Genomic DNA, 12,814 nt, shown 5'->3' with positions numbered 1-12,814 from the left:
CAGCGCCCCCGGGACATTCTGCGTCCAGATGGTGGACGCGGAATGTCTGAGGGCTGGGACACGGAGTACGGTTCCGTCATGTCGACCAGCATCAATCTCGCAGTGATCCCCGGTGATGGCATCGGCCAGGAAGTCGTGGCTCAGGGACTCAAGGTCCTTACCGCGGTCCTGCCCCAGGATGTGAAGCTGGAGACCAAGCAATACGACCTCGGCGCCCAGCGCTGGCACCGCACCGGTGAGACCCTCCCGGACGCGGAGCTCGAGGCCCTCAAGCACCACGACGCGATCCTGCTCGGCGCGATCGGCGACCCCTCGGTCCCGTCCGGTGTGCTGGAGCGCGGTCTGCTGCTGAAGCTCCGCTTCGCCTTCGACCACTTCATCAACCTGCGCCCGTCGAAGCTGTTCCCGAACACGGCCACCCCGCTCGCCGGCCGTCCGGACATCGACTTCGTCGTGGTCCGCGAGGGCACCGAGGGCCCCTACACCGGCAACGGCGGCAGCCTGCGCACCGGCACCCCCGCCGAGGTGGCCACCGAGGTCAGCATCAACACCGCGTACGGCGTCGAGCGCGTCGTCCGTGACGCGTACGAGCGGGCGAACGCCCGCCCCCGCAAGAAGCTGACGCTGGTCCACAAGAACAACGTCCTCGTGTACGCGGGCCACATGTGGAAGAACATCTTCGACAAGGTCGGCCAGGAGTACCCCGAGGTCACCACCGACTACCTGCACGTCGACGCCGCGACGATCTTCTTCGTCACCCAGCCCGAGCGCTTCGACGTCATCGTCACGGACAACCTCTTCGGTGACATCCTCACCGACCTGGCCGCCGCCGTGACCGGCGGAATCGGCCTCGCCGCCTCCGGGAACATCAACCCGACCGGCGCCTTCCCGTCCATGTTCGAGCCCGTCCACGGCTCGGCCCCGGACATCGCCGGCACCGGCAAGGCCGACCCGACCGCGACGATCCTCTCCGTCGCCCTCCTGCTGCGCCACCTGGGTCACGAGGCCGAGGCCGTCCGCATCGAGGACGCGGTCACCGCCGACCTGGCCGAGCGCGACGGCACCTTCCGTTCCACCGACGCGATCGGCGACGCCCTCGCCGCTCGAGTAGCCGGCTGACCCGGCAGCTCCACCTCAGGAAGCCGCCGGGTCACAATGGGACCCGGCGGCTTCTCCTGTGCGGCCCCGGGTGCCACCATCTCCCCTGGGCCGCATCTCCCCGCTTCTCCGAAGCCTGCCCGCGCGCGATAATCGAACGCGAGGCCGCGGAATGCGGGGAAGCTCGGACGTCCTAGTACGCCGTGAGCGCGGTCCGCCATACACAACCGGTGAAGGACAAGCACTCATGACGACGCCCACGATCGAGCTCAAGCCCTCCTCGAACCCGCTGTCCGATGCGGAGCGCGAGGCGATCCTGGCCAGCCCCGGCTTCGGCCGCCACTTCACCGACCACATGGTGACGATCAAGTGGACCGAGGGTCGCGGCTGGCACGATGCCGAGCTGGTCCCGTACGCGCCGCTCGCGATCGACCCGGCGAACATGACGCTGCACTACGCGCAGACGATCTTCGAAGGCCTGAAGGCCTACCGCCAGCCCGACGGCACCGTCGCCACCTTCCGCCCGGAGGCGAACGCGGCGCGCTTCCAGTCCTCCGCCCGCCGCATGGCCATGCCGGAGCTGCCGACCGAGCTCTTCATCGAGGCCTGCGACGCGCTGATCAAGCAGGACCGGGCCTGGGTGCCGGACTCCGGCGAGGCCTCCCTCTACCTGCGGCCGTTCATGTTCGCCTCCGAGGTCGGCCTCGGTGTCCGCCCGGCGAACGAGTTCCTCTTCATCGTCATCGCCTCGCCCGCGGGCGCGTACTTCCCCGGTGGCGTCAAGCCCGTCTCCGTCTGGCTCTCCGAGGACTACGTGCGCGCGGTCAAGGGCGGCACCGGCGCGGCCAAGACCGGCGGCAACTACGCGGCTTCGCTGGTCGCGCAGGCCCAGGCCGCCTCGCACGGCTGCGACCAGGTGGTGTGGCTCGACGCCGTCGAGCACCGCTGGATCGAGGAGATGGGCGGCATGAACCTGTACTTCGTGTACGGCGACCGCATCGTCACCCCGGAGCTCACCGGCTCGCTCCTGCCGGGCATCACCCGTGACTCCCTCCTCACCATCGCCCGCGACCTCGGCTACACCGCCGAGGAGGGCCGCCTGACCACCGAGGACTGGCAGCGCGACAACGCGAACGGCACCCTCACCGAGGTGTTCGCCTGCGGCACCGCCGCCGTCATCACCCCGGTCGGCTCGGTCAAGTCCGAGCGCGCCCACTGGACCCAGGGCGACGGCGAGCCGGGGCAGGTCACCATGCGCCTGCGCAAGGCGCTGCTGGAACTCCAGACAGGCCACAGCGCCGATTCCCACGGCTGGATGCACCCGCTGGGCTAGTCCCGGCGAGCTCTGCGTACGCAGGCCCGCACCCCGGAGCGTCCGGGGCGCGGGCCTGTGCGCGTACGGGGTGCCTCAGGCGCTCGCCGGCTCCTCGGCGGCGGCCGCCGGGGCCGGAGCCGGGGCCGGGGCGGGGGCCCGGCGGGCGGTGAGCGCGGCGTACACCAGCCCGCCCGTCAGGCCGGAAAGGACGAAGGAGCAGTCCACGCCGCCGGTGAGGGTGAGCAGCGGGCCCTCGTAGAAGGGGGTGGTCACGGCGAGCAGGCCGATGCCGGCGCCGATCGCCCAGGAGAGGGTGGCGGCGACGTTCCAGCCGGAGCGGTACCAGTAGATCCCGCCCACCGAGCGGCGGTTGAAGACCTGGAGCGCGTCGGCGTCGTAGCGCCCGCGGCAGCGTACGTACCCGATCAGGGTGATCACGGCCCACGGGGTGCCGATCGCGGTCAGCACCAGGACGAACGAGGTCATCGCGGACTGCACGTCCCACTCGAAGGAGCCGATGAACACGAAGGCGGTGGCGACGGCCGCGGCGACCAGGGTGGCCGTGGTCCGGGTGGCCTTGGGGACGATCGCGTCGAGGTCGAGGCCCATCGAGTAGAGCATCAGACCGGCGTTGCCGACCGAACCGCCCGCGGCGGCGGCGAGCAGCGGGACCAGGTACCAGAAGGGCGCGGCCCCGACGAGCGGGCCGGCGTACTCGGCCCCGGCCCGGGCGGCGAGCGCCGTGTAGGTGCCGAACAGCTGCGGGATCAGCAGACCGAAGAGCAGGCCGGCACCGGTGGCCCAGAGGACCTTGCGGGAGCTGTGCCGGCGGGGGGAGACGTAGCGGGTGTAGTCGCCGAGCAGGGTGATGAAGGCGACGGGTCCGCTGAGCCCGGCGGCGACGGCGGCGAGGATCCAGGTCGGCCAGAAGGAGCCGAGCAGGTACGCGGTCTCCGGCGGGGCGGCGGTGGTGAAGTCCCCGGAGTACGCGAAGACGCCGATGGCGAGCAGCACCACCATGCCGATGGCCAGGATCTTGCTCATCCGCAGCAGCAGCCGGTAGCCGAAGACGGCCGCGACGACGGTACAGGCGGCGAGTGCGCCGTACATCACGCCCCGCGAGACACCGGTGTCCGGCAGCCCGGTGAGCCGCGCGAGCACGCCCACCATCACGTCGCCGCCGATCCACAGGGTGAGCGCGGTGTAGCCGAGGGAGAGCAGCAGGCCCACCACCGAGCCCACGAGCCGGCCGCGGACGCCGAACTGTGCGCCGCTGGAGGTGGAGAGGTTGGTCGCGGTGCGCAGCGAGACGAGCGCGAGCGGCGCGGTGAAGACGATACCGACGAGCGTGCCGGTCACGATGGCGGTGACCGAGGGCCACAGGCCCAGTCCGAAGGACGGGGGCAGCCAGCCGAAGACGATCACACCGAGGCAGAGGTTGGAGCCGAGCAGGATCGAGATCAGGTCACGGGGACCACTCGTCCGCTCGTCCTCGGGGATGGTGTCGACTCCGCGCTGTTCGATGGGCATGGGGGACTCCCTTGGCAGGGCGGGGGGTGGTTGCGCATTTGTTTGAGCGACACTCAATGTGACCCAAGGCCTGGTTCCAGGTCAATGATTCCCCACAACGAAATGAAGAGTTAGAGTGATGCTCTAACCCATCGACTCAAGAGGTGGTGGATCGGCGTGCGGCTGACCCCTACGGAGCGCGACCGGCTGCTGCTCCGCAGCGCTGCGGAACTGGCCAGGGCCCGGCGGGCCCGTGGCCTGAAACTCAATGTCCCGGAGGCCACCGCGCTGATCGCGGACACGGTCTGCGAGGCGGCGCGCGACGGAAAGCGGCTCGCGGAGGCCATCGACGAGGCCCGCAGCGTGCTGGGCCCCGGCGATGTCCTGCCCGGCGTCGCCGACGTGGTCACCGAGGTGCACGTGGAGGCCGTCTTCGACGACGGATCCCGGCTCGCGGTGGTCTCGTCCCCCATCCAGGGCGCGGTCCCGCTCGGCGACGACGCCCCCGGCGCGGTCGTCCCCGGCCCCGGCGCCCCCCAGCCGGAGCCGGTCCTGCACCTGCGCGTGCACAACACCGCCGCCGTGCCGGTGAGCGTGACCTCGCACTTCCACTTCTTCGAGGCGAACCCGCGGCTCGACTTCGACCGGGCCGCGGCCTACGGGATGCGGCTGTGCGTGCCGGCGGGCTCCTCCGTCCGGTTCGACCCCCACGGCGAGGGCGAGGTCGGCCTCGTCCCCATCGGCGGCGACCGCATCGCGATCGGCTTCGCCGGCCTGGTCGACGGGCCCCTGGACGCGCCCGGAGCCAAGGAAGAGGCCTTGCGCCGCGCGGCGGCCTGCGGCTACCTCGGCGTGGCCGCAGACCAGAAGGACGGAGAGCAGGCGTGAGCAGGAAGACCCCGCACAGCGATCACTGCGCGCCGGGCAGCCGGCACATCGACCCGCACGAGTACGCGTCCGTCTTCGGTCCGCGGGCCGGGGACCGGGTGCGGCTCGGTGACTCCGGGCTGACCGTCCGGGTCGAGTACGACGCCCAGCGGCCGGGGGACGAGTTCCTGGCCGGCTTCGGCAAGACGGCCCGTGACGGCCTGCACCTCAAGGCCGCCGCCGTCCGCGAGACCTGCGACGTCGTGATCAGCAACGTGCTGGTCATCGACGCCGTGCTCGGCATCCGCAAGGTGTCCATCGGCATCCGTGAGGGCCGGATCCACGCGATCGGCCGGGCCGGTAACCCGGACACCCTCGACGGCGTCGACGTGGTCGTCGGCACCGGCACCTCGATCGTGTCCGGAGAAGGCATGATCGCGACCGCCGGAGCCGTGGACACCCATGTCCACCTGCTCTCCCCGCGGATCATGGAGGCCTCGCTCGCCGCGGGTGTCACCACGATCATCGGCCAGGAGTTCGGCCCCGTGTGGGGCGTCGGCGTCAACTCCCCGTGGGCGCTGAAGCACGCCTTCAACGCCTTCGACGCCTGGCCGGTCAACATCGGCTTCCTCGCCCGCGGCTCCTCCTCGGACGCCGCCCCCCTGGTCGAGGCGCTGGCCGAGGGCGGCGCGTCCGGTTTCAAGGTGCACGAGGACATGGGCGCCCACACCCGGGCCCTGGACACGGCGCTCCGGGTGGCCGAGGAGTACGACGTGCAGGTCGCGCTGCACAGCGACGGCCTGAACGAGTGCCTCTCCGTCGAGGACACCCTGCGGGTCTTGGACGGCCGGACCATCCACGCCTTCCACATCGAGGGCTGCGGCGGCGGGCACGTCCCGAACGTGCTCAAGATGGCGGGCGTACCGAACGTCATCGGCTCCTCCACCAACCCGACGCTGCCGTTCGGGCGGGACGCGGTCGCCGAGCACTACGGCATGATCGTCTCCGTCCACGACCTCAAGCCCGACCTGCCCGGCGACGCCGCCATGGCCCGCGACCGCATCCGGGCCGGGACGATGGGCGCCGAGGACGTGCTCCACGACCTCGGCGCGATCGGCATCACCTCCTCCGACGCCCAGGGCATGGGCCGCGCGGGCGAGACCATCCGCCGCACCTTCGCCATGGCCGCCAAGATGAAGGGCGAGCTGGGCCCGATGGACGGCGACGGCGAGGGCGACGACAACGCCCGCGTCCTGCGCTACATGGCCAAGCTGACCATCAACCCGGCCATCGCCCACGGCCTCGCCCACGAGATCGGCTCCATCGAAGTCGGCAAACTCGCCGACATCGTCCTGTGGCGCCCGCAGTTCTTCGGCGCCAAGCCGCAGCTCGTGCTGAAGTCCGGCTTCCCCGCCTACGGCGTCACCGGCGACCCCAACGCCGCCACGGACACCTGCGAACCGCTGGTCCTCGGCCCGCAGTTCGGCTCGTACGGAGCCACCGCCGCCGACATCTCCGTCGCCTTCGTCTCCGCCGCGGCCGCCGCCCTCGGCAGCGACGAGATGCCGACCCGCCGGCGCCGCGTCGCCGTCCGCGGCACCCGGGGGATCGGCCCGGGGGACCTCCTGCTCAACTCCCGGGTGGGCGCGGTCGATGTGGACGCGCGCAGCGGGCTGGTCTCCCTCGACGGCGAACCGCTGCGCTCCGAAGCCGCCGAATCGGTCTCCCTCAACCGCCTGTACTTCCTGTAAGTCAGCACAGCCCGTAAGGACCTGCCTGTCATGACCAAGCCTGTGAACGACGGCTTCCGGATGCCTGCCGAGTGGACGCCCCACGAGCGCACCTGGATGGCCTGGCCCAGCCCCAACCCGACCTTCACCACCGCGCAGGAGCTCGCCGAGGCCCGCGAGGCCTGGGGCGCCGTGGCCCGCGCGGTCCGCTCGTACGAGCCCGTGACCCTCGTGGTCTCGCCCGGTGACGCGGACAGCGCCCGCGCGATCGTCGGCGGCGACGTCCAGCTGGTCGAGCAGGAGCTCGACGACGCCTGGATGCGTGACATCGGCCCGACCTTCGTCACCAACGACGCGGGCGAGCTCGCGGCCGTCGACTGGACCTTCAACGGCTGGGGCGCCCAGGAGTGGGCCCGCTGGGACCACGACTCGAAGATCGCCCGGCACGTCTCGGACGTGGCCGGCACCCGTACGTACAGCACCGAGCTCGTCAACGAGGGCGGCGCCATCCACGTCGACGGCGAGGGCACCGTCCTCCTCACCGACACCGTGCAGCTGGGCGAGGGCCGCAACCCCGGCTGGACCCGCCGGCAGGTGGAGGCCGAGATCCACGCCCACCTCGGCACCACCAAGGCGATCTGGCTGCCGTACGGCCTGGCCGGCGACTACGGCACCTACGGCACCCAGGGCCACGTCGACATCGTCGCCGCCTTCGCCCGCCCCGGCGTCGTCATGGTCCACACCCAGCCGGACCCGGCCCACCCGGACCACGAGCGCTGCAAGACCATCGCCGCCATCCTGCGCGCCTCCACCGACGCCCGGGGCCGGCAGCTGGAGGTCGTGGAGATCCCGGCGCCGACCGTGCTGGAGGAGGACGGCGAGTGGGTGGACTACTCGTACATCAACCACTACCTGTGCAACGGCGGCGTGGTGCTGTGCGCCTTCGACGACCCGCGCGACGAGGAGGCCGCGGAGATCTTCCGCGGACTGTTCCCCGAGCGGACCGTCACGCTCGTTGACGCACGTACGATTTTCGCCGGGGGTGGCGGTATCCACTGCATCACCCAGCAGCAGCCGAAGGTCTGATCCGCAGACGACCGGCAGCCGACCGACAAGGAGTGGGTCCATGGTGGCGGGTGGAGTACCGGTACGCGCGGCGCGGAAGAACGCGCCTCCGCGCGAGGACGTACTCGTCGCCGCCATGGCCACGATCGCCGAGCGCGGCCTGGAAGGCCTGACCATGGCCGGGCTGGGCCGTGAGGTCGGCATGAGCAGCGGCCACCTCCTCTACTACTTCCGCAGCAAGGACGAGCTCCTGCTGCAGACCCTGGAGTGGAGCGAGGCGGAACTGGGCGGCGAGCGGCGGGCCCTGCTCTCCCGCCGCGGTCCGGTGAGCGAGCGCCTGCAGGCGTACGTGGACCTGTACGTGCCCACGCAGGCCCGCGACCCGCACTGGACGTTGTGGCTCGAGGTCTGGAACCGCTCCCAGAACGCCGGCCCCCAGGAGCGCGAGCGGCAGGCGGCCATCGAGGGTGCCTGGCACCGTGACCTGGTGGCCCTGCTCGCCGAGGGCATCTCGCGCGGGGAGTTCCGCCCGGTGGACGCCGAGCGCGTGGCGACCCGGATCCGGGCCCTGCTCGACGGGTTCAGCATCCAGCTGGCCGTCGGTCTGCCGACGATGGACCGGGAGGAGATCCTCGGCCACGTCCGTGAGTTCCTCACGGAGACCCTCACCCCGTCGCCCCGCTAGGGGGTGTTCTGCCCGCGCCTCGAACGCCGACGCGAGCGCGTGCCCGCATGCTGAGATTGCTGTCCATCCGCGGCGAGCGGTGTGGCACACTGCCAGCGTGCCTGCTCAGCTCATGATTATCGCCAGCAGCGCGCCGGTCCCCAGTGGCCGCTGAACCGCGGAAGAACTTCGCGGAAGCGGCCACCGTGCCTCGGACCCGCGCGCAGACCTCTCGCTACCCGCGAGAGGTTTTTTCGTTTCCCGGACCATCCCTGCCGGGACCGGACCGCGCGCGATGATGGGGGCAGTGACGACGGCCTGCCCCTTTGGCGGGCAGCCCGAACCACTCACCGACAGGAGTCAGATCAGCATGACGACGACACCAGAGGCGGCAACCGTGCTGTCAGAAGGCCTGGACGACAGCTTCCACGTCTTCGACACCACCCTGCGCGACGGCGCCCAGCGCGAGGGCATCAACCTCACCGTCGCCGACAAGCTGACGATCGCCCGGCACCTGGACGACTTCGGAGTGGGCTTCATCGAGGGCGGCTGGCCCGGTGCCAACCCCCGTGACACCGAGTTCTTCGCCCGCGCCCGCGCGGAGATCGACTTCAAGAACGCCCAGCTGGTCGCCTTCGGCGCGACCCGGCGCGCGGGCGGCTCGGCCGCCCAGGACCCGCAGGTGCGGGCCCTGCTGGAATCCGGCGCCCCGGTCATCACGCTCGTCGCCAAGTCCCACGACCGCCACGTCGAGCTCGCCCTGCGCACCACTTTGGAGGAGAACCTGGAGATGGTCCGCGACACCGTCTCCCACCTGGTCGCGCAGGGCCGCCGCGTCTTCGTCGACTGCGAGCACTTCTTCGACGGCTACCGGGCCAATGCCGAGTACGCCAAGTCCGTCGTACGCACCGCCCACGAGGCCGGCGCCGACGTGGTCATCCTCTGCGACACCAACGGCGGCATGCTGCCCGCCCAGGTGACCGCCACCGTCGCCACCGTCCTCGCCGACACCGGCGCCCGCCTGGGCATCCACGCCCAGGACGACACCGGCTGCGCCGTCGCCAACACCCTGGCCGCGGTGGACGCGGGCGCCACCCACGTCCAGTGCACGGCGAACGGCTACGGCGAGCGCGTCGGCAACGCGAACCTCTTCCCCGTGGTCGCCGCCCTGGAGATCAAGTACGGGCGCAAGGTGCTCCCCGACGGGGCGCTCGCCGAGATGACCCGGATCTCGCACGCCATCGCCGAGGTCGTGAACCTCACCCCCTCCACGCACCAGCCGTACGTCGGCGTCTCCGCCTTCGCGCACAAGGCGGGGCTGCACGCCTCGGCCATCAAGGTCGACCCGGACCTCTACCAGCACATCGACCCCGAGCGGGTCGGCAACACCATGCGGATGCTGGTCTCCGACATGGCCGGCCGCGCCTCCATCGAGCTCAAGGGCAAGGAGCTCGGCGTCGAGCTGGGCGGGGACCGCGCGCTGATCTCCCGGGTGGTGGAGCGGGTCAAGGAGCGGGAGCTCAAGGGCTACACCTACGAGGCGGCCGACGCCTCCTTCGAGCTGCTGCTGCGCGCCGAGGCCGAGGGCCGGGCCCGCAAGTACTTCCGCATCGAGTCCTGGCGGGCGATCGTCGAGGACCGCCCGGACGGCACCCACGCCAACGAGGCCACGGTCAAGCTGTGGGCGAAGGGCGAGCGGATCGTCGCGACGGCGGAGGGCAACGGCCCGGTCAACGCGCTGGACCGGGCCCTGCGGGTGGCGCTGGAGCGGTTCTACCCGCAGCTGGCCAAGTTCGAGCTCGTCGACTACAAGGTCCGCATCCTGGAGGGCACGCACGGCACGGAGTCCACCACCCGCGTGCTGATCGCCACGAGTGACGGTGAACGTGACTGGTCCACGGTCGGCGTGGCCCCGAACGTGATCGCGGCGTCCTGGCAGGCCCTGGAAGACGCGTTCACGTACGGCCTGCTGCACGCGGGCGTGGAGCCCGCCGAGTAGCCGGGCCAAGGGCCGGCCAGGCCCTTATGTCCAGCTCACACGGGAAAGTACCGGTTCGGGTAGCGTCATGGATATGAGGACCAGGCTGATATCCGTACGTCTTGGAGCGTTGCTGTCCGGTCTGCTGCTGGCGCTGGGCGCGACCGCCCTCGTGGCCGCGCCCCAGGCATCGGCGGCCACCGGGGTCGCCGCCGCGGGGGAGGCCCTCAGGCAAGGGCCGGTGTACGTCGCCCCCGGGGCCGAGGCGCAGCTGTCGAAGACCCAGGCGGACGCGCTCGCGAAGAAGATCAAGGACGCCGGGAAGCCGGTGTTCGTGGCCGTGCTGCCGGCAACCGCCGAGTTCCCCGAGGACAGGGTGCTCGGCGCAGTCCGCGCCGAGACCGGCATCACCGGGCTCTACGCGATCCGGCTCGGCGACGGCTTCAAGGCCGGCGCCGACCGGGCGGTCATGCCGCCCAACGCGGTGGGCAACCTCACCGAGGCCGTGAAGACCGGCGCGCCGGTCGACGCGAACACGCAGCTCAACAACTTCGTGGACCGGGCCCTGACCCAGGCCAAGGGCGGCGCCCCCGCTTCCTGGGGCAGCACCGGCGCCGACCAGGGAGCCCCGGTCGGCGGGCTGATCGCCCTCGGCGCGGTGGCCGTGGTCGGCGGTGGCGGCGCGTACGCGCTGGTCCGCCGCAACCGGAAGAAGAAGGAAGAGACCCGCCGCGAGGCCATAGCCCGGCTCGGCGTGGTCGTGGACGAGGACATCACGGCCTTCGGCGAGGAGCTGGAACGGCTCGACTTCCACCCCGGCGAGCCCGGCGCCGACGACGCCATGCGGGGGGACTACGAGCAGGGGCTCGACTCGTACGAGAAGGCCAAGCAGATCATGGCCTCGGTCCAGCACCCCGAAGAGGTCAAGGGCGTCACGCAGGCCCTGGAGGACGGTCGCTTCGCGCTGGCCACGCTCGACGCGCGCCGACAGGGCAGGCCGCTGCCCGAACGCCGCTCGCCCTGCTTCTTCGACCCGCGCCACGGGCCGAGCACCGAGGACGCGACCTGGGCGCCGGCCGGCGGGGCGTCCCGTACCGTGCCGGTCTGCACGGCCGACGCCGTCCGGCTGCGCGACGGCCTGGACCCGGCGGTCCGTACGGTCGACACCGACCGCGGGCCGCGGCCGTACTACGACGCCGGCCCCGCATACGGTCCATGGGCCGGCGGCTACTTCGGCGGCGGCATCCTGCCCGGCCTGCTGATGGGCACGATGCTCGGTTCGATGATGTCCAGCCCGGCCTACGCCTCGGACTTCGGCGGCGGCGCGGGCAGTGGCTTCGAGGGCGGGGACGTCTCCGGGGCCGACTTCAACCCGTCCGACTTCGGAGGCGGGGACTTCGGCGGCGGAGGCGGCTTCGACGGGGGCGGTGGCTTCGACGGCGGGGGCGGCTTCTAGGCCGCCCCCGGGTACCGGGCGTGTCCGCGGTGGTCAGGCCTGCTTGATGGCCGAGATGTCGAAGGTCAGCTTCACCTTGTCGCTGACCATCACACCGCCGGCCTCCAGGGCGGCGTTCCACGTCAGGCCCCAGTCGGAGCGCAGGATCTCGGCGGAGCCCTCGAAGCCGACGCGCTCGTTGCCGTAGGCGTCGGTGGCCGAGCCGTTGAACTCCAGGTCGATGGAGAGCGGCCGCGTGACGTCCTTGATCGTCAGGTCGCCCGTGATGCGGTACGTGTCCCCGCCGAGCGCGGCCGCGGCGGTGGAGCGGAAGGTCATCAGCGGGAAGGCCTCGGCGTCGAAGAAGTCGCCGCTGCGCAGGTGGCCGTCGCGGTCGGCGATGCCGGTGTCGACGGAGGCGATCTTGACGTCGATGGAGGCGGTGGACCGGGCCGGGTCGGCGCCGTCCAGGTGCAGGGTTCCCTCGTGCTCGCCGAAGGCGCCGCGGACGTTGGTCACCATGGCGTGGCGGACGGTGAAGCCGATGCTGCTGTGGGCGGCGTCGATGACGTAGTCGCCGGTGAGGGCGGCGAGCGCCGGGTCCACCTCGAGGGTGGCGACGGCTGCGCCGCCCTGGACGGCGGTGTTCTGGCTGCGGCGGGTGAAGATGCCCATGACGTGCTCCTCGGTAGGGTCCTGCTCGGTCTGAAGAATCTGTTGAATCTTCAACGACTTCAACGGGAGCGACGCTAGACCCATTCCGTTTAAATTTCAACATCTAGGCAGGGTGTCAGCTCATTTTGTGAAGATCCCACAACAGGGGGAGCCTCCGTCTGGCGGAGTCCCTACATCCCCCGGGCGTACTGTGCGGGCCGGACAGCGGAAGACTCCCGAGACTGTGCGGAATGAACGGAGGTTTTTCATCGCGATCTTCGTAAGGTCGGTACATGACCGTTGTGGACCAGACCCCGAGCGAGCCGACGGACGCCCGCGGGCGCGTGGCCGAGCTGCACTCCCTGCGCGAGCAGGCGAGGCGCGGCCCCAGCGACCGCGCGACCGAGGCGCAGCACGCCAAGGGCAAGCTGACTGCCCGTGAGCGCATTGCGCTGTTGCTCGATGAAGGTTCCTTCAGGGAGGTCGAGCAGTTGCGCCG

At 71.2% G+C, this 12,814-nt stretch carries 11 protein-coding genes; 9 read left to right on the top strand and 2 right to left on the bottom strand.

The window, feature by feature from the left end; genetic code table 11:
• The first annotated feature begins 78 nt into the window (after positions 1-78).
• Together ACGFZK_RS10690 and ACGFZK_RS10685 are read left to right on the top strand one after the other, a co-directional pair.
• Entirely contained in the window at positions 79-1,119 is a 1,041-nt protein-coding gene (locus ACGFZK_RS10690; protein WP_327264607.1) for a 3-isopropylmalate dehydrogenase, read from the top strand.
• A gap of 226 nt (positions 1,120-1,345) precedes the next feature.
• Complete coding sequence (locus tag ACGFZK_RS10685) at positions 1,346-2,431, top strand: branched-chain amino acid aminotransferase (protein WP_393848518.1); 1,086 nt, start codon at positions 1,346-1,348, stop codon at positions 2,429-2,431.
• A 75-nt stretch (positions 2,432-2,506) separates the two neighbouring features.
• On the opposite strand, the gene ACGFZK_RS10680 is transcribed toward ACGFZK_RS10685, so the two are convergent.
• Entirely contained in the window at positions 2,507-3,943 is a 1,437-nt protein-coding gene (locus ACGFZK_RS10680; RefSeq protein ID WP_393848517.1) for a cytosine permease, read from the bottom strand.
• Positions 3,944-4,099: 156 nt separating this feature from the next.
• Here ACGFZK_RS10680 and ureA point away from each other — a divergent pair, with 156 nt between their 5' ends.
• The 6 genes from ureA (at position 4,100) to ACGFZK_RS10650 (ending at position 11,682) form a co-directional block, all read left to right on the top strand.
• Positions 4,100-4,810, top strand: a complete 711-nt coding sequence (gene ureA / locus ACGFZK_RS10675; protein ID WP_393848516.1) for an urease subunit gamma — start codon at positions 4,100-4,102, stop codon at positions 4,808-4,810.
• Positions 4,807-6,540, top strand: coding sequence for an urease subunit alpha (locus ACGFZK_RS10670; protein ID WP_393848515.1), 1,734 nt, complete (start codon positions 4,807-4,809; stop codon positions 6,538-6,540). The genes ureA and ACGFZK_RS10670 overlap by 4 nt, the downstream gene beginning before the upstream one ends.
• Positions 6,541-6,570: 30 nt before the next feature.
• Positions 6,571-7,605, top strand: coding sequence for an agmatine/peptidylarginine deiminase (locus tag ACGFZK_RS10665; RefSeq protein WP_393848514.1), 1,035 nt, complete (start codon positions 6,571-6,573; stop codon positions 7,603-7,605).
• A gap of 40 nt (positions 7,606-7,645) precedes the next feature.
• On the top strand, positions 7,646-8,269 hold the full coding sequence (locus ACGFZK_RS10660) for a TetR/AcrR family transcriptional regulator (protein WP_393848513.1): 624 nt from the start codon (positions 7,646-7,648) through the stop codon (positions 8,267-8,269).
• 349 nt (positions 8,270-8,618) lie between these two features.
• Positions 8,619-10,247 (top strand): citramalate synthase, encoded by a 1,629-nt coding sequence (gene cimA, locus ACGFZK_RS10655; RefSeq protein ID WP_393848512.1) that lies wholly within the window; start codon positions 8,619-8,621, stop codon positions 10,245-10,247.
• 73 nt (positions 10,248-10,320) lie between these two features.
• Positions 10,321-11,682, top strand: a complete 1,362-nt coding sequence (locus ACGFZK_RS10650) for a hypothetical protein (RefSeq protein ID WP_393848511.1) — start codon at positions 10,321-10,323, stop codon at positions 11,680-11,682.
• Positions 11,683-11,715: 33 nt separating this feature from the next.
• On the opposite strand, the gene ACGFZK_RS10645 is transcribed toward ACGFZK_RS10650, so the two are convergent.
• The gene (locus ACGFZK_RS10645; RefSeq protein ID WP_393848510.1) at positions 11,716-12,336 is read right to left on the bottom strand and encodes a YceI family protein; all 621 of its coding nucleotides are present in this window, start codon (positions 12,334-12,336) and stop codon (positions 11,716-11,718) included.
• Positions 12,337-12,608: 272 nt separating this feature from the next.
• Between ACGFZK_RS10645 and ACGFZK_RS10640 the strand changes: the two genes are divergently transcribed.
• A partial coding sequence (locus tag ACGFZK_RS10640) for a carboxyl transferase domain-containing protein (protein ID WP_393848509.1) occupies positions 12,609-12,814 on the top strand: 206 nt, incomplete at its 3' end.

It is taken from the genome of Streptomyces sp. NPDC048257, assembly GCF_043201855.1.
In the GTDB taxonomy this organism is placed as follows: Bacteria; Actinomycetota; Actinomycetes; order Streptomycetales; family Streptomycetaceae; genus Streptomyces.
The sequence above is the reverse complement of the archived record's forward strand: the minus strand, read 5'-3'. Positions and strand labels throughout refer to the sequence as shown.